13 protein-coding genes and 1 tRNA gene are annotated in these 17,073 nt (G+C 51.8%); 2 read left to right on the top strand and 12 right to left on the bottom strand.

Going from position 1 to position 17,073, the window contains the following annotated elements; all coding sequences use genetic code 11:
- From OYT1_RS04570 to rnr, 8 genes are all read right to left on the bottom strand, one after another.
- Window positions 1–600, bottom strand: a complete 600-nt coding sequence (locus tag OYT1_RS04570; RefSeq protein ID WP_062626970.1) for a hypothetical protein — start codon at window positions 598–600, stop codon at window positions 1–3.
- 2 nt (window positions 601–602) lie between these two features.
- Window positions 603–1,190, bottom strand: a complete 588-nt coding sequence (locus OYT1_RS04565) for an RNA polymerase sigma factor (protein WP_084612009.1) — start codon at window positions 1,188–1,190, stop codon at window positions 603–605.
- A 38-nt stretch (window positions 1,191–1,228) separates the two neighbouring features.
- Window positions 1,229–3,358 carry a caspase family protein gene (locus tag OYT1_RS04560; RefSeq protein ID WP_084612008.1) on the bottom strand — a complete coding sequence of 710 codons (2,130 nt, stop codon included), beginning with the start codon at window positions 3,356–3,358 and terminating at the stop codon, window positions 1,229–1,231.
- Window positions 3,359–3,551: 193 nt separating this feature from the next.
- A complete protein-coding gene (locus tag OYT1_RS04555) occupies window positions 3,552–7,937 on the bottom strand; it encodes a tetratricopeptide repeat protein (RefSeq protein WP_084612007.1) in 4,386 nt (1,461 codons plus the stop codon).
- A gap of 188 nt (window positions 7,938–8,125) precedes the next feature.
- Window positions 8,126–8,527, bottom strand: a complete 402-nt coding sequence (locus tag OYT1_RS04550; protein WP_145983671.1) for a hypothetical protein — start codon at window positions 8,525–8,527, stop codon at window positions 8,126–8,128.
- Window positions 8,528–8,634: 107 nt separating this feature from the next.
- Window positions 8,635–9,024 (bottom strand): hypothetical protein, encoded by a 390-nt coding sequence (locus OYT1_RS04545; protein ID WP_062626964.1) that lies wholly within the window; start codon window positions 9,022–9,024, stop codon window positions 8,635–8,637.
- Window positions 9,025–9,278: 254 nt separating this feature from the next.
- Window positions 9,279–10,016, bottom strand: a complete 738-nt coding sequence (gene rlmB / locus OYT1_RS04540; RefSeq protein WP_062626963.1) for a 23S rRNA (guanosine(2251)-2'-O)-methyltransferase RlmB — start codon at window positions 10,014–10,016, stop codon at window positions 9,279–9,281.
- Window positions 10,016–12,268, bottom strand: a complete 2,253-nt coding sequence (gene rnr, locus OYT1_RS04535) for a ribonuclease R (protein ID WP_062626962.1) — start codon at window positions 12,266–12,268, stop codon at window positions 10,016–10,018. The genes rlmB and rnr overlap by 1 nt, the downstream gene beginning before the upstream one ends.
- Window positions 12,269–12,319: 51 nt before the next feature.
- On the opposite strand from rnr, the gene OYT1_RS04530 reads away from it, so the two are divergent.
- Window positions 12,320–12,404 (top strand) — tRNA-Leu (locus tag OYT1_RS04530).
- A 327-nt stretch (window positions 12,405–12,731) separates the two neighbouring features.
- Here OYT1_RS04530 and gloA read toward each other — a convergent pair.
- The 3 genes from gloA to OYT1_RS04515 all read right to left on the bottom strand — a co-directional run bounded on the left by gloA (window position 12,732) and on the right by OYT1_RS04515 (window position 14,074).
- A complete protein-coding gene (gene gloA / locus OYT1_RS04525; protein WP_062626961.1) occupies window positions 12,732–13,118 on the bottom strand; it encodes a lactoylglutathione lyase in 387 nt (128 codons plus the stop codon).
- Between the two features lie 123 nt (window positions 13,119–13,241).
- The gene (locus OYT1_RS04520; RefSeq protein ID WP_062626960.1) at window positions 13,242–13,457 is read right to left on the bottom strand and encodes a hypothetical protein; all 216 of its coding nucleotides are present in this window, start codon (window positions 13,455–13,457) and stop codon (window positions 13,242–13,244) included.
- A 74-nt stretch (window positions 13,458–13,531) separates the two neighbouring features.
- Window positions 13,532–14,074 carry a cytochrome b gene (locus tag OYT1_RS04515; RefSeq protein ID WP_062626959.1) on the bottom strand — a complete coding sequence of 181 codons (543 nt, stop codon included), beginning with the start codon at window positions 14,072–14,074 and terminating at the stop codon, window positions 13,532–13,534.
- Window positions 14,075–14,802: 728 nt separating this feature from the next.
- On the opposite strand from OYT1_RS04515, the gene miaB reads away from it, so the two are divergent.
- Window positions 14,803–16,134, top strand: a complete 1,332-nt coding sequence (gene miaB / locus OYT1_RS04510; RefSeq protein ID WP_084612006.1) for a tRNA (N6-isopentenyl adenosine(37)-C2)-methylthiotransferase MiaB — start codon at window positions 14,803–14,805, stop codon at window positions 16,132–16,134.
- 89 nt (window positions 16,135–16,223) lie between these two features.
- Here miaB and OYT1_RS04505 read toward each other — a convergent pair whose 3' ends face one another.
- On the bottom strand, window positions 16,224–16,931 hold the full coding sequence (locus OYT1_RS04505; protein ID WP_062626957.1) for a Crp/Fnr family transcriptional regulator: 708 nt from the start codon (window positions 16,929–16,931) through the stop codon (window positions 16,224–16,226).
- Window positions 16,932–17,073 lie beyond the last annotated feature (142 nt).

Here is a 17,073-nt window from a genome sequence, read left to right as displayed (position 1 = left end):
CTACTCAGTTGTTGCCTGTTGATAGAAAAGCAAATACAAATCTCCCCGCTCAGGCAAACGAATCTCCTCTTGAGCAAACACGTCTCGAACGGCTTCAGGTACAGGATAGGTCAACTCGACTTTAAGCTCCGTTGACTCTGCGGTAGATTTCAATTGCACGGGCACATGGAGTTCTTGCAAGCGACCATACCACTGCTTAGCTAAAACCGAAGGCTCGGGAGAGTAGATTTCCTGTGTATATTTGCCGCGCATGATCGGCTCATCACTCACCTCCGACACGAGGACAGAAGCATCCTCACGTGGGGCTATCTGGTAAACCCCAACGATGGCCACTAGCAACATCGCCGCTTGAGCGAATTGCGCACCATTAAACCATCGTGGACGCACCATGCGTTCTTCACGTTTCAACGCAAAGCGAAGCTGATGCCAATCGTGTTCGACGTTTTCACGGCTGGCACTCTGCCTTTCGTTCTCGATCATGAGGTCACGCAATACCTGCACCTCCCGATCGCCCTCTAACGGACGCGCCCGACCACTCAGCGAGGCAAGCCAAGCATCGTCATCATCAGCCAACGCATGTAGTTTGTTATCATCGACCACGGCTAAGCCTCCAACAAATCACGACAGGGATCAAGAAACTGACGCAAACGCTTTCGACATTGAGAGATGTACTCACGCGTAGCGGCAGGAGTTCGTGCAAGGAATTTCGCCACATCCTCCATATCCCACTCTTCAACCACGACCAGTTGCATGACTTGGACGCGATCTGGGTGTTCCTTGCCAAAGGCGGCAAATCCACGCTGAATACAATCGCGAAGGCCGATTTGCTCTGTAGTGCAAACTGAGCCGGACACCGACTCAATTTCGAACATATCGGCATCCAGCATTTCGTCCAATGACTCGGTTGGTCGCTTGCTCCGCAGATAATCCAGCATGCAGTTTCTTGCGATGACCCATAGCCAAGTACTTGCCTTCGATTGGCCCTCAAATTTATCGGCAGAGCGATACACCTTGATGAACGTCTCTTGCAACAAGTCAGCTGACTCTTCATCACTCATACGGTGACGACGAAAGAACGCTTTGACGCGGGAGCCATAGGTGCGAAACAGGATTTCCATCCCTCTATCTGCAAGCACCCCGCCTTGTGCGATCCACCTCAGGCACTCTTCAGGTAACGGCTGTTCAGTCATATTTCATCTCAAAATAGCTGTAAATACAGCCCTACATGTTACATGTCCAACGAGGCGGCAGTATCAATAATGAACTGCAATATCGAAGATGCTCCGCCCTCTTCTGCTCCGCCCAGCGGCTCAACGCCTCGTGTCTTCACACCACCGAATCCTGCTTCCTGCAACAAAGCCCCCATACCGGTCAGCGCATTTCCACGTGTCTTTGGCATGGCCTTCTGCGCCAAAAAGCTCAAGTCCACCACTTCGCTTTCAGGCTTCGCCTCATTGGTTACAACAATCACTCGTTCCTTGCCAAAGGAATCTGCACTCACGCGGAACAAGCCGGTGCTTAGCTTGCCATTGGGATGAATACGTTCTTTATACCAGTGACTGATTGAGTAATCGCTCCCCACGAACAGCACATTCACATCAACTGGCTTTCTGCCTGTATTCACGGCCAACAGATGCACCTCATCACCAGGATACAGCGACGGGATCGATGTCGCGGAAAGCTCACGGGTAATTCCGTCTGCTTTGCGCTTAACCTTCAACATCACTTCCATCGCGCTGGAGCCTGCCCCCATGCCCTGACTGACTCGCAACAGGTTAACGACGCGGGCGACCCGAGTCAGATTATCGAGCAGCGCCAGTTTCAACTGAGCATCATCTTTCCCTTTCAGGATGATTGAGGGGGTTTTATTAGCGCCGGCCGTCACCAGATTACCCGTGGGCGGCAACAACCAAAGCTGCTCCTGCTCGCTTCCCGCTTGAGCATAAGCCAAGCGAATATCTGCGGGCTGCCCAACGTCCACCCATTGCAACCTCAAGCCGCTGCCTTCTTCCGGCTTCAGGCTATCCATGATCTTTTGGATGCGTTCGCGCGCCTCTTTCGGATACGTATCTTTCCATTCTGGCCTAGCCACCCGCAAGGAAAGATCCATTTTTTGCTCAACTAAACGGGCATACCCGTTCTCTGGCAGAGCATTAGGGCTAATCGCTTTTTTGCCTCGATACTCGATCGGCTGAAGGACACTTTCCATCGCGGTTGGATTCACTACCTTCGCATATCCGACAGCACTTTTCTCGTCCGCCCCAGGGGAATCGAGGAAAGCCACGATTGAACCGGACGACAATCTGCTGAGATTTCCTGCGGGGATACGGATTTCGCCACCTCGCTTTTCAATCGGCCACTGCGGCTTTTCATCCACTTGATTGCTGCCGAACACCCTTGAGTCCATATCCCCCTCAAACAACGGGGTAGGCCGATCCATATTCAAAGCAGAATAGCGCTGTAACACCTCTTGCGCCGCACGCCGGTAGGTGATCCCCGGATGCTCTGTGATTGTTTGCAACAAGGTAAACGTAAATAAGCCATGCGGTAGGCGACCATCCTCGCCCTGAGGCAGGCGCATTTCAGGTGCCTGCTCGGTGGACTGAGCCGCATAAAACGCGACCAACCCTCCAGCCTTGCCTGAACTGTCTCCCATTTTCACAAAGGAAGACTCCGGTGCTGCGCCCTTGCCGCGAGTTTTAGTGCCATTCCGATCTGCCGCATCCATGGCTGCCTGTGGGATACCCAAGGCTGACGGCTCGACTTTTCTCATATGCACATCCTCGCCCGCTGGAGCACCACGAGTGACCGTCCCAGAATGGCAGCTATCGAATACCACCCAGACAAACGCACCTTTCTTGCGAATATTGCCAATCAGTTGGCCGATCTCGTCATCCACTAGAGCATTCTTTACCGTACCGACAGAGTCATCCCAAGCGCCAATATCTGCTGGCAAAAACAACTCATCTCGACCATCAGTCTCACTCAGATCGCCCTGCCTTGCCGGTTGCTGAGAGCCATGACCAGAGAAGTGTAAATAAACGAAATCACCTTCAAGCGCCTTGCTAGCGATCGCATCCATACCCCGCTGGATGGCTGCCTTGGTTGGTGTTTGGGCACCAGAAATACCATCGGCCAAGACCTTGATATTTTCCTGACGGAACAGCCCTGATCGTTGCTTCTTCAAGTAGGCAGCAACCATCTCAGAGTCATACTTTGGGCCATCCAACTGCATACGCTCATCCAAGGATGGATAGTGCGACACACCGACAATCAGTGCATAACCCGTAGATGCCTGCGCACTGGAAACCCATGAAGCCACGAGCACCATACAAACTATAGAAATATTACGCAACATACGCCCCCCCTCACCTATCTACAGACACAACCGAAAATGCAAACCACGTCCAACCTACCTTTGCCACAGCCTGATTACTTTACTAACCCTTTAGACGAACAGCGGCCAATTCAATCAGGCTTAGCTGCAAATGTCTATTGGCATTGATAGTGATCTCCATCGCCGTCTAGTCCGCCGTCCTATTGATGACGGATCACAGCCAATTCCCCATCAATATAAATGGAGCCCAGTAGTACGGGTGAGCAAAGGGGGCCATGGCATTCACCTCAAAAGCCGGGGCCTCGCTGGCCGAGGTCGCCCTCCCCTCCAGTCGCTCCGCACCTCGTTCAGTAGTTGAGGCCAGATTGACACTCGTACTGCTACCGTGAAGTAAAGTAAGCTGTGCTTGGCGTAACGCTTCAGCTTTGTTCAGGTGTTGCTGCTGACGCGAACGGTATAAAGTCTGCATCAGTTGTGCGGTGCTGGCATCAGCGATAGGCCATAGGGTGGCGAGCACACCTTTTGCGCCTTTGATCTGCGCCAGTGCGCCGAAGCCTTCGACCTCCTTGCCATTAGCCTCTTGTCCGCCGTGCATGGCGGTAGCGCAAGCGGAGAGGGTCAACAGGTCCAGCTGTCCGAAAGGATAGTCTCCCTGACGAATGTCTTTGAGACTGAGGTGGCTACCATCGCCCAGCAACAAATAAGAGTCGGCCTCGGTTCCCGGCGTGAATTGAAAATGGCTGGCGAGGTGCAACACCGGATTGCCTTGTTTCAGGCTGGCTTGCATTTGTTCAGCGGTAAACTCTTGATCTAGGTGGGTCTCTCCGGGAATCCCGTTCTTACCGACGATCCCCGCCAGTTCGACTTGAACACCGGGCAAGGCGCTAAAGCCGGTATGCGCTTGAGTCACTCCTAGACCGCTGATCGTCCATTGCGGATTCGCCGCTGCGGTGAGTTTGTCTTTAGCTGCCGCTGTGTAGATTGACAAACGATAACGCTCAACCAAATATCGCTGCCCATCGAATAGGGTCGAGAATGGGATATAGCGTAGCGCACCATCCAGTGACAGCATGAGAGTTCGGCTGGTCTTGATGTCGGCCTCGATGGGCGCGATCAGACTTTGATAAAGTTCCTGCGCCCAAGGACGTGGATCAAGACGAGGGTCTTCCAAAGCTTTGCGCAGCGCAACGAGTTTGGGGTACAGCGCCGCTTCGCCCAGAGGAGCCTCGCGGGCGATCTGCCGATTGGCATCAGTCAGGATGATTTGTATCTTGTCTCCCAGCAACAGGTATTGAATCAGGGTGACTCCCTGTCCGAGTTGACCCAGCTGTTGCTGCACACCACCCGCCAGGGCGACCTGTTCAGCATGCTGCTGGGCGAGTTGCCGTTGCTGTGCGACTGGTAATTGTCGTGGCAAATCATCAAGAACGATTTGGGTTTGTTTGGTTTGCGCATCGAGTTGTTTGGCAGCTTGAGTACGTTGTTGTTCCTGCTCAGGAGTCAAGCCGAGCTTAGCTTGTTTGTTCAAGGCATTGAGTTGATCAACTAGTGCAGCCCCCTCACTCCCCAGTTTGTCCAGTTGCTCGGCATAGGGCTTCTCGGCGCCACTGAAGCTCATGCGTATGCCGCGTGTATCAGCTTTAGCATCGCGCCGAATGAAGTCAAAATATTCGTCTTCTTTGAGCATAGCTAAAACTTGTTGTGCTTCGGCCAGACGACCTTCAGCAACCAGTAGGTTAGCAAGCGTTTTATATACCTGTTCGTTTTTCTTGAGCAGGGATTTCTGCAAACCTTTGTCCAACCCCTTTGAATCGGCACGGATGGACTGCATGGTGTTTACGGCGCTTTTTAGATAGAAAATGGCTGCAGATGGGTTGGATTGAGCAGCGTAAAAATTGCCTAAACTACGTTGGGCTGATTGCAAAATATCAGGACTGTTCGCAGATTGAAGAATTAGGTAAGCACGTTGATATAGTGGAAGCGCTTTATCGAGGACATCGGTTGCCTTATACAATCCCGCAAGATTTATCACAGCCAGTGCGGTGTCTTTATGAGTATTACCCAGCACTTCTTCACGTATTGCTAAGGCTTTTAAAAACAACGGTAATGCCTCGCTGTATCGCCCCAGATAATAATATGCGTTGCCCAAATTATTTAGCGTTGTTGACGTTCTGATGTTACTTTCACCAAGTATCTTGGTTTCAATCGCCAACACCCGTTGAAGTAGCGGCAAAGCTTGAATATAGTCGTCGAGCTCTAAATAGAGGGTTGCTAAATTATTGAGGCTGGAAGCTGTATCTATATGTTCAGCACCAAGTGTTTTTTCTCGAATCGCCAAGGCGCGCTGATTTAAATGTAAGGCCTTATCATACTGGCCTAGAGCCACATAAATTTCAGCCAGGTTATTCAGACTTATCGCGATACTTGCATGTTCAGGACCAAGCACTTTTTCTTTCATTGCTAAAGCTCGCTGGTATAACGGCAGTGCCTTATCGTATTGAGTCATCTCGCGGTACGAATAGGCTAGGTTATTTAAGCTAATTGCGACCATCTCACTTTCTGCACCAAAGACTTTTTCACGAATGGCCAATGCACGCAATTTCATGGGAATGGCTTGCGCGTGTTGTCCAAGGGCTCCGTACAAATTCGCCAAATGATCCAGTGCATTAGCGGTATAAGCATGCATCACTCCCAGCGCTGTCTCACTTATTGTTAGCGAGCGCTGTGCATAAAGAATGGCTTGATCGTAATTTCCTACATCTGCATACAAACGTGAAAGCTGAAACAAGCTGATAGCTGTTTCAGGATGTGAACCCCCAAAAACTTCCTCATTAATTTTTAAAGCACGCTGAAGTAGAGGTAACGCTTTCTCGTACAGGCTCATCTTGAGGTATAGGCTACCTAATGCACCTAAACTCGTTGCAGTATCAGGGGCGGAGGCTCCCAATGTTTTTTCACGTATCGCTAGTGCGCGTTGATATATGGGCAATGCTTTATCAAGTTGATTTTGACTCTCAAAAATTCTAGCTAAAATTTGGAGCGATTCCGCTGTCGTAGTGTGATCTGAACCCAGCAATTTTTCACGGATCAACAAACCACGCTGGCAAAGTGGCAAGGCTTCCTGATACAAGCCCATTTTGTCGTACATGGCGGCCAAATTATTCAGGCTATGCGCTGTCTCAAGACTGTCTGAACCATCACTTTTCTCAGCAATTGCCAAACGTCGTTTTTGATATGCAATCCCTAACTCATAACGCCCCATGCCCTCGTACAACACTGCCAAATTATTTACACTCTCAGCCGTGTCTTCATGGTTACTGCCTAACACCTTTTCACGTATAGTAAGTGCACGCAGGTTAAGTGGCAATGCCAACTCATACTGACCGTTTGAATGATAGACATGCGCCAAGTTACTGCAAGCACGAGCCGTTTCGACACTTTCCAATCCATTAGCATTCTCGCGAATCGCCAATGCACGTTGAAGCAAAGGCAATGCTTTAGCAAATTGATTCAAGTCAGAATATAAGCGTGCTTGACTACTCAAATCAGTAGCCACTTCTGGATGATCCAACCCATAACGCTTTTCATCGGCAGCTATAGCTTTGCCAAATGCGGCAATTGCGTCTTCCTTGCGGTTAAGCTTTTCCAGCGTTTCGCCAAGATGAAAAGCAGAGATAGCAACCACATTGGGAAAGTTTTCCTGGGCAACTTTAAGAATATGCTCGCGCAACGCCAATTCGGCAGCACTTTTATGCAACTCTCTCAATAGGTTGGCGCGCAAAATTATGTTGTACAAACATTGTTCGCTATTGGTGCCATAAAGCTTTTCAAAACGCGATTGCAGTTGCTCGCGTAATTTCAGTACAGTTTCAAATTGAAGTGTTGTTGGATTTTGAGTAGCCTCAATAATCTTTTCTAATAGTTCGGCACGTCGATCGATATTTCCCACGCTTTGCGGATGGTCTATACCAAATGTTTTTTCATATAGGGGTTGTAGTTGCTCACGCAAAGCAACTGCAATTTGGAGGTTTTCCGAATCTGCAGATTCAGCCTGAATAACTTCGGGAGATAGCCGTGCGATTTCAGCATAGGCTTTGGGGTCTCGCCGCCATGCGACATGTTCGTCTCTACTTGCATTAAAGGTTGCTGGCAGCCCTTGTAAATGCGCCTCAGCTTCGGCAGTGCGAGGCATTAATTTTGCAGTAATCTCCCCTCGAGACCAGTTGCAACCGTCCTCGTCAGGCTTAAGTTTTCGCTCGCGCAATTCTCCAGATAAGCTGGGAGTCTTTATGCCTTGTAGGCTAATTTCATGACCATCTGCAATGGTTGGATCAGAATACTCAAGAGCAAGCGAGTGAGCATTATTTCCATCTATACGCCCAAGACTTGCATCTTTGATTTCACTGAATCCGGTGATGTGCTTACCATTGACCTCCAAAGCCAATTCGATAGGGCGTTTATCACCTACGTTCTGTCCCGCACAGTCCTTACCCGATAACGCTAGGAAAGTAACTTCGCCAGCATAGAAATAACTATCTGCATGAACAATGCAAGGCAGGCCAACTATAACTAAGCTTAAGCAACTAACAAAATATCGCATCCCATAACCTTTTCGTAACGAGTTTTTACTTGATCGCGAAGAAAGGTGATTTTTCCAGTGCACTAATCACTTGCTCCGAAGCCGGTAACGGGAATAAACAATAATGTGAGAAGAAAAACTCGAACGCAGCGCAAGCTCAACATTTGCATACCTCAATCGGAATCAAAAGCTGGTCGCTCGTCTGGTTACTAATAGAGTACAGCTTCGTTGCAAGGACCTCGCTGAAAGCCAGCGCAATCCGAGCGATAGCTCTTGCTGCGCATAGCCGCGATGTCATCTGCAATATTGACTAAATCTTTACGGATTCCAGCGTATTTTTTCGCTCTATCAAGCACCTCCTCAATCATCGTACTGTGCGCTTGAGTATTGCCAACGTCTGCATCCAGACTTTTCTGAATCTTTGCCGCCACAATCAAAAGCAAGGGATCTTTACGAGCATCGCCCAAAGCGATCAACTTGTTAGCCATGGCCAGTTGCTCAATCACTGCGGGTGAATAGGCCGATGCAGGATGAATCGCTTCCTCTGCAACTGAATAGTCAGCATTCAGAGCCAACACACACCCCACCAGTTGAATCAGCATTCTATGCATGTCATGACTCCATATAGGCGGTCTTATCATCCAACTACGACTCAATGCTTCTTCGATGCGCCCTCCCATCCAACGCTCAGAATGGGAAGGCAGCATGATCGTTTTCGTTACATCGTATAACGATACTGACCAGTCATCGAGTCAACATAACCGCCCTTGGTCTTTTGTGCGGCCACGTCGTCAGCGATCCCAGTTAAGTCCTTACGACCAGCGGAAAGCTTCTTAGCACGATCCAACACATCATTAGTAGCGGTACTTTGCGTAGGCGTGCTAGCCGCTTCTGCGCCCAGAGTCTTTTGCAACTTCGCTGCTACGATCAGCAACAGTGGATCCTTGCGCGCATCACCCAGAGCGATCAGCTTGTTCGCAACATCCATCTGCTCGATGACAGCAGGAGAAGGCCCCATATCCTTCTTAGCCTCTTCGGCCAGTGCCAGATTGATGCCACTTGCCAACAGCACGCTAGTCAGACAAACACCCGTCAACATTTTCTTCATTTTGCCTACTCCTTTAGGATAATTAACATGAGCAAGTCGCCCACACTGGTTAAGACGCAGCCCGTTGAAAATTGTCAGGACTACTTCAAGCCTTCTTAGCAATTTCTGAAAGCTCGGGAATCAGTTTAGCTCAAACACCCCGATCAAACACCGCCTTGTGCAGAAGAAATCTCAAGTCGGATGACGACAACAGCAGACTTCCTCAGAACCTTGGACGACAGCTCTCCCAACGCGAGGCTTGCCCCTCGACATGACTAAGCTGCCCGCTGCCGTCTCGTTTCAAACAGGCAAATGCCGGTACTCACCGAGACGTTCAAACTTTCGACGCTGCCCATCATCGGTATCTTCACCAACTCGTCGCAAGTTTCGCGGGTAAGGCGGCGCAGCCCCTCGCCTTCAGCACCCAGCACCCAGGCCAGCGGGCCGGTGTGGCGGAATTCGTTGAGGCTGGTGGTCGCCTCCCCTGCTGCGCCAACTACCCAGATGCCACGCTCCTGCAATTCCTTGAGAGTGCGTGCCAAGTTGGTGACGGTGATGTAGGGCACGGTCTCGGCAGCGCCGCAGGCGACCTTTTCCACCGTAGCATTGATGCCGACGGCTCTATCTTTGGGCGCAATGACGGCATGAACACCAAAAGCGTCCGCACTACGCAGACACGCGCCTAGATTGTGCGGATCCGTCACGCCATCCAGCACCAGCAACAACGGCACGTCTTCCAGCGTATCGAGCACATCTTCCAGATGTTGCACGCGCTGGCTGGCATCCACGCGGGCGGCAACGCCTTGATGGCGATTGCCACCGGCCAGCCCGTCCAGACGCTTGCCATCCACCATGATGACGCGAACACCTTGCTGTTCAGCTTGTTTAAGCAGGTCGCGCGCGCGTTGGTCACGGCGGTCGGCTTGCACGTAGATTTCATGGACGCTATCAGAGCGTTGTCGCAGGCGCGCGGTGACGGCATGGAAGCCGTGGATCAGTCGCAGATCAGCCATTATTTCTTCCTCTTCTTGGCGGCAGGTTTACTTGCTGTTTTGGGTGCTGGAGCATCCGTCTGACCCGGATTACCGTAGCGCAACGGCGCGCCATCCAGCACGAAGTCGATGCGCAGGCTTTCCATGTCCACCCGGACCACGCGCACGCGCACGCGGTCGCCCAAACGATAACGCTGACCGCTACGCTCACCCAGCATCTGGTGGCGGGCAGAATCGAAGTGGAAATAGTCTTCGCCCAACTCAGAGACGTGAATCAAGCCCTCGGTGTAGATATCGTCCAAAGACACGAACAGGCCGAAGCCGGTGACAGACGAGATGGTGCCGGGGAACACGCTGCCGAGGTGATCGCGCATATAGAAGCATTTCAGCCAGGCTTCCACGTCGCGGGTGGCGTCGTCAGCGCGGCGCTCGGTCATCGAACAATGTTCGCCCAGCGCTTCCCACGCCTGCCCCGGCTGGTATTGTTTTTTCTGTAACACGGCCTTGATGGCGCGATGCACTAACAGGTCAGGATAACGGCGGATGGGCGAAGTGAAGTGGGCGTAGGCCTCGTAGCCGAGTCCGAAATGGCCGACGTTCTCTGGGTCGTACACGGCTTGGCGCAAAGAACGCAGCATCACGGTTTGCAGCAGTGGCGCATCGGGACGGCCTTTGACGCGTTTGAGCACCTTGGAGTAATCGCCTGCCTGTGGCTCGTCTTCACCACCGAGTTGCAAACCGAACTCGCCCAAGAACTCGCGCAACGCAACCAGCTTCTCCGGTGTCGGGCCTTGGTGACAGCGGTACAGCACGTGATGTTTGTGCTCTTCGAGTAAGCGTGCCGCGCAGACGTTGGCGGCCAGCATACATTCTTCGATCAAGCGATGCGCGTCGTTACGCTTCACCGGCACGATACGCTCGATCTTGCCTTGATCGGTAAAGATCATTTGCGTCTCGACCGTCTCGAAATCGATGGCACCCCGCTTCTCGCGGGCCGCCAGCAACCTCTGGAACAGCTCGTGCAAGTTCTGAAGGTGCGGCAACACGGCAGCGAACTGCTGCGCTTCGTCACCATCCGGCACCTCCAACATCGCAGCGACCTGGTTATAGGTCAAACGCGCGTGCGAGTGCATCACCGAAGGATAGAAACGATAGCGGCGGATTTCGCCCGCGCTGGTGATCTCCATGTCACACACCATGCACAACCGATCTACAGCGGGGTTGATCGAGCACAGACCGTTGGACAATTCCTCGGGCAGCATGGGGATGACGCGACGCGGGAAATAAACCGAATTGCCGCGCAGCAGCGCTTCTTTGTCCAAGGCATCGTGCGGCTGCACGTAATGGCTGACGTCGGCGATGGCGACCAGCAGACGGAAGCCCTTACCCTTAGGTTCGCAATAAACAGCGTCATCGAAGTCGCGCGCGGTCTCGCCGTCGATGGTGACCAGCGGCAGATGGCGGATGTCTTCGCGACCAGCCCAGTCAGCCTCGGACACGGTTTGGCTAAAACCCTTAGCCTGCGTCTCCACCGCATGCGGGAATTCGTGGGGCAGATCGTGCTTGCGCAGCGCGATCTCGATCTCCATGCCCGAATCAGCGTAATTGCCTAACACCTCGACTACCTTACCGATAGGCTGCGCGTGCTTATTCGGATGTTGAACGATCTCAAGCACCACGACCTGCCCCACCTTGGCTTCGCCCGCTCCGCCTGGTGCCACCAGAATATCCTGCGAGATGCGACGATTCTCCGCCACGACAAACAGAATGCCGTGTTCATCATACAAACGCCCGACCACGCGAGAGTTGGCTCGCTCCAGCACCTCCACGATATGACCCTCGCGACGCCCCTTGCGATCTTGGCCGGAAACCCGCGCCATCACCGTGTCGCCATGCAAAACCTTGTGCATCTCTTTGGCGGACAGCACCAAATCACCGCTGCCATCTTCGGGCACTAGGAAGCCAAAACCATCAGGATGGCCTTGCACCTTACCCTTGATCAGATCTAGCTTATCGACAATGCAGATCGCATTGCGTCGGTTGCGCATAAGCTGCCCGTCGCGTTCCATCGCACGCAGGCGGCGAGAGAACAATGTTTCCTCGCTCAACTCTATATGCAAAAGCTCATACAGAGACTCTTCACTGACCGGCGCACCCTGATCGCTCAGAATTTGCAGGATATATTCGCGACTCGGTAACGGATTCTCATACTGCTCCCGTTCGCGCTCTAGAAACGGATCCAACTCACGCACACTTTTTTTCTTCTTGGTCATTGACAGCTATTCCTCAAACAATTATATTTCGCGCCCTCAGCAAGGCTGCATGCCCAGATGGCGGAATTGGTAGACGCGCACGGTTCAGGTCCGTGTGCCGCAAGGTGTGGAGGTTCGAGTCCTCTTCTGGGCACCAAACAATGTAAGGAACGTATGAAATGTACGTTCCTTTTTTGTTTTTTACTTCCCCGCAAAAAGCCACACCGAAAATGTGTCGGCAAACACTTACCACGTCTTCATGGTTGGTGATTTTTTGCTTATCAGCATTCAAAGCAAAGCTGCTTCGAGCGTGAGAGTGGAAATTCATTCGAATACTCTAAGTTACACAGAACGTCACGACATGCGACGGCTCGCACAATAACACTTTTGCACCGCAAGATAGAATTAAATTACCTGCTTTCGCCCAAGCCACACCGAATGTCTCAATGATCACGGAAATAGGCTCCGTTTGAAGTCACAATGGTCAGGATTTTTTCTCGATGAGTTCAATCATATAGCCGTCTGGGTCACGCAAAAATGCAATCACCGTGCTCCCATGCTTCATCGGACCTGCTTCTCGAACCACCTGACCGCCATTTTTCCTGACCTGCGAGCAGTAAGAACTAGCATCATCCACCTCAATCGCAAGATGACCGAACCCAGTACCTAGGTCATAGCTTTGTGTGTCCCAGTTGTGGGTCAACTCAATGGCCGCATACTCCGCCTCATCCCCATAGCCTACGAACGCCAAGGTGAATCTACCTTCGGGATAGTCTTTGCGACGCAATAACTTCATGCCCAAGATTTGAGTGTAGAAAGCAATCGACCGATCAAGGTCGGCGGTACGGATCATGGTATGGAGTATGCGCATAGACGATTTCCGGTAATTGGAAGTGCGTAGCTTAACTTGCATTCGAGAAAAATCAGACTGTATGCTTAGCGCATCAAGCATACGGGCCGACATCTCTGTCGGCCCGTATTCAGGAGCTGAAACTCAACTCTGGAAAGAGTACATCCGCTCCAGAAAGGATTCGACATTGACACCAGCCAGTTCAGCAGGCAGCTCAGTACAACGCTCGACAAGGCCAATCTGTTGAAGTTGCAACGCTGGCTCCCAGCTAGCCTTCACACACTCATCGCCGCAACCAGACTCAAGCACAGCACCACGCTCGACCTCGTAGCTGCACATATCCATTTTGATGATAGCCATGATGCACCTCCTTCTGCTTAAACTGGGTAACGCACCCTTGAGTCATGTATCGGCAGTTCGGAGTAAAAGCTTAGTTAACGTGGGCGCAGCATCCGCTGCAGCGTAGTGTCGTGCAAGACAAAGTGATGCCAAAATGCGGCAACCACATGCAGCAAAATCAACCCGATCATGACATTGCCCATCGTCTCATGGAGCTCCTTCAAGTCGTGAGCCATGACCTTGTTGACATCGATCATAACCGGCAACGCCATTCCGAAGAATGCCAAGGGCTTATCTGCCGCTTGCATATTCAGCACGCCGAGCACAGGCAGTGCAATCATGCAGAAATACAGCCCGAACTTCACAAGTGCCGCAAGTTTCTCCTTACCCACGGTAGAGACAGGTTCAATACGTGGCGCACGATCAGTAACAGCATTGAGCAATCTGACCCAAACCAATGCAAACACCAATAGACCAGCTTGGAAATGCGCCGTCATCAGGGCAGTTCGCAACTCGGTACCTTTAGGGAATAGCTCATGCAACTCCACACCAAGCAGGGCTACGATAATCAACAACGTCATTCCCCAATGCAGAACACGTGAGATCACACCAAAATGAGTGAACGAATTACGCCACATACAATCTCCAATAAGTTGTCGAATAAACAAAAAACTCCAGACTAGCTGGAGTTTTTTGCGGTACAGCCATCGCTTGGATTACTTGCTGGACAGTGTTTCTTTAACCATGAACAAAGAAAAACCCACAGCGATAATTACTGTACCGATTGCTGAAACGGTTGCGATGATAGCCATATTTATCTCCTCCTTGAATTGACAACGGACACTCCTGAAACCGGTGGCAATCCTAGCACAATTTATTTCCACGGAAAATAATCTTCCATAGAATAATTAGTCCGGCGACACAGCGCAGACAAGCTAAAGTTCAAGGGGAGCTGGGGTGACTAGTCACCCCATGACTTACTTACTCAGCTCTTAAAGGTCTGAGTAACCATAAAGATGGAGAAGCCGATAAAAATTAAAACGGTTGCCGCAGCAGAAATTGTAGCGATGATGGACATTATTTCCCCCTGATTTAATAAGTTATGAAGTCTCAGCCCGAACAATAGCCGAGTAAATCGTTGCGCATTATATGAGTATTTTAATCAGGAATAGTCGCATCTTTTCTAAGCCTTTAGATTTGTAAGGCTATTAGCACCGCATGAGCCTTTTAACCTGCTCGCTAATTGCCAGCTTAAATTAAAAATTCGCCCGATTTTCACGAGAAGATGAGGCATTGCATCCCAAAGATTATCAGGGTCTAATACCGCCCCCGAGCGCTTTGAGCGCCGCCCAAATCGAGCCTTCCCGTGACAAGCAAACTCTATATCAAAACCTACGGCTGCCAGATGAACGAGTACGACTCGGACAAGATGGCGGACGTGCTACGCGCCTGCGAGGGCATGGAACCGACCACTACGCCGGATAATGCCGACGTGATCCTGTTCAACACATGTTCGGTGCGCGAGAAGGCGCAGGAAAAAGTATTTTCCGACCTAGGCCGGGTGCGCGAACTCAAGCTCGCCAATCCCAACCTAATCATCGGCGTGGGCGGCTGCGTCGCCAGCCAGGAAGGCGATGCCATCGTCAAGCGCGCACCCTATGTGGATATAGTATTCGGCCCGCAGACGCTGCACCGCTTGCCGCAACTTATCGCTGCGCGCCGCACCAGTGGCCGCTCGCAAGTCGATGTGAGCTTCCCTGAGATCGAGAAATTCGACCACCTACCCGCTCCGCAAACTACGGCTGGCACGGCTTTCGTCGCCATCATGGAAGGTTGCAGCAAGTACTGCACATTCTGCGTTGTGCCCTACACCCGTGGCGACGAGGTTTCACGCCCGTTCGCCGACGTGATGCGTGAGATCGAGATGCTAACGGCACAAGGCGTGGGCGAAATCACCCTACTGGGACAGAACGTCAACGCATATCGCGGCGAACTGGAGGACGGCGACATCGCCGACTTCGCTTTCCTGATCCAAGCCATCGCCGCCCTACCCGCCGTCCAGCGTATCCGTTACACCACCTCGCATCCCAAGGAGATGACGCAACGCCTGATCGACCTGTACGCCACCACGCCCAAGCTAGTCAGCCATCTGCACCTGCCAGTGCAATGCGGTTCCGACCGTGTACTTGCGGCGATGAAGCGCGGCTACACGGCGCTAGAATACAAGTCCGTCATCCGCCGTCTGCGCGCGGCCCGCTCAGACATTTCCATCTCTTCGGACTTCATCATCGGCTTCCCCGGCGAGACCGACGCCGATTTCGAGGCCACCATGAAATTGATCGACGATGTCGGCTTCGATGCCAGCTTCAGCTTCATCTACAGCCCTCGCCCCGGAACTCCTGCCGCCGACATGCCGGACGAAGTACCGCACGAGACCAAACAGGCACGACTGCAACGCCTGCAAGTCCGCATCGGCGAACTAGAAGCCACCATCAGCGCAAGCATGGTCGGTAGCGTTCAGCGCGTCGTGGTCGAAGGCTTGTCAAAGAAGAACGAACAAGAATTGGCTGGCCGCACCGACAACAACCGCGTGGTCAATTTCGTCGGCTCGCCCGGCATGATTGGCCGCTTCGTGGATGTGCGCATCACCCAAGTCTGGGCACACACCCTGCGCGGCGAACTAGCCACGCAAACATGAACGCAGCACCACAGATTTCTTGCATCACCTACCGATGCAAGAAATCGTAAGGACTGAAAAGAAACACGAATAAATCGTCAATAAACCGATCAATATCCCAAAAGTCGGTAGAACTCTCTATGCACCACCTGATAACACTCGCAACATTGCTTCTCCAGACCGCTGCGATCCACCACCTTGATATGGCCACGCCTATAGTCAATTAGGCCATCTTCTCGCAACTTTCCCGCCGCAGTCGTCACACCTTCACGGCGCACGCCCAGCATATGGGCAATAGCCTCGTGTGTCAGGACGAAGTCATCGGATAGCGAGTTGTCATGCACCAGCAATAGGTGCAGGCATAGCTGCTGATTGAGCGTGTGATGACGGCCACAAACAGCAGTCTGTGCCATCTGGGTCATCGCCGCCTGTGAATATAGCAATAAGGTTTGGCGTAGCGCAGCCACACGCAGAAACTCCTTTTTCAGCACACTCCGCTCGATTCGGAAAGCATGCCCGGTGGTTTCTATGGATGCGAAATAAGGGAGAGTCTCTCCACCCATGATATGCGCGACACTGAACATTCCCTCATTACCTACCATGGTGATTTTGGAAACTTCGCCACTCTCAAGCCGGTAGTAAAGCGAGATAGTGCTGTCAATCGGGAAATATGCGAAATTGCTGCACTTGTTCGACTCGGCAAGAGTCTCTCCCGAGTCAAGCAATACCAACTCAAGATAGGGAGTCAAGCTTCTCAATTCTTCTTTTGGCAATACGGCCAACAATTTATTCTGCTTAATATAGTGTTCGTGATGCATGTTTTTCAGTGGGGAGCGGTTGTTCGGCTTGATTACGGAAGTCAATCTATACGCACTATATCTTACACACAACTTCCACTCGCTTCCGTGCGCCAGCATACATAACTCTCATGGCGCACTCAGTGCGTTGACGCACAGAGCG

It is taken from the genome of Ferriphaselus amnicola (genome assembly GCF_000974685.2).
GTDB classification, from domain to species: domain Bacteria; phylum Pseudomonadota; class Gammaproteobacteria; order Burkholderiales; family Gallionellaceae; genus Ferriphaselus; species Ferriphaselus amnicola.
This window is presented reverse-complemented; position numbering and strand designations above follow the sequence as displayed.

Excerpts from the sequence above, each read along its gene's own strand:
- OYT1_RS04550 (WP_145983671.1), bottom strand. The coding sequence starts at position 8,527 with ATGCATAGAATGCTGATTCAACTGGTGGGGTGTGTGTTGGCTCTGAAT.
- rlmB (WP_062626963.1), bottom strand. The coding sequence starts at position 10,016 with ATGGCTGATCTGCGACTGATCCACGGCTTCCATGCCGTCACCGCGCGC.
- OYT1_RS04555 (WP_084612007.1), bottom strand. The coding sequence starts at position 7,937 with ATGCGATATTTTGTTAGTTGCTTAAGCTTAGTTATAGTTGGCCTGCCT.
- OYT1_RS04545 (WP_062626964.1), bottom strand. The coding sequence starts at position 9,024 with ATGAAGAAAATGTTGACGGGTGTTTGTCTGACTAGCGTGCTGTTGGCA.
- gloA (WP_062626961.1), bottom strand. The coding sequence starts at position 13,118 with ATGCGCATACTCCATACCATGATCCGTACCGCCGACCTTGATCGGTCG.
- OYT1_RS04560 (WP_084612008.1), bottom strand. The coding sequence starts at position 3,358 with ATGTTGCGTAATATTTCTATAGTTTGTATGGTGCTCGTGGCTTCATGG.
- OYT1_RS04505 (WP_062626957.1), bottom strand. The coding sequence starts at position 16,931 with ATGCATCACGAACACTATATTAAGCAGAATAAATTGTTGGCCGTATTG.
- OYT1_RS04565 (WP_084612009.1), bottom strand. The coding sequence starts at position 1,190 with ATGACTGAACAGCCGTTACCTGAAGAGTGCCTGAGGTGGATCGCACAA.
- OYT1_RS04515 (WP_062626959.1), bottom strand. The coding sequence starts at position 14,074 with ATGTGGCGTAATTCGTTCACTCATTTTGGTGTGATCTCACGTGTTCTG.
- rnr (WP_062626962.1), bottom strand. The coding sequence starts at position 12,268 with ATGACCAAGAAGAAAAAAAGTGTGCGTGAGTTGGATCCGTTTCTAGAG.
- OYT1_RS04520 (WP_062626960.1), bottom strand. The coding sequence starts at position 13,457 with ATGGCTATCATCAAAATGGATATGTGCAGCTACGAGGTCGAGCGTGGT.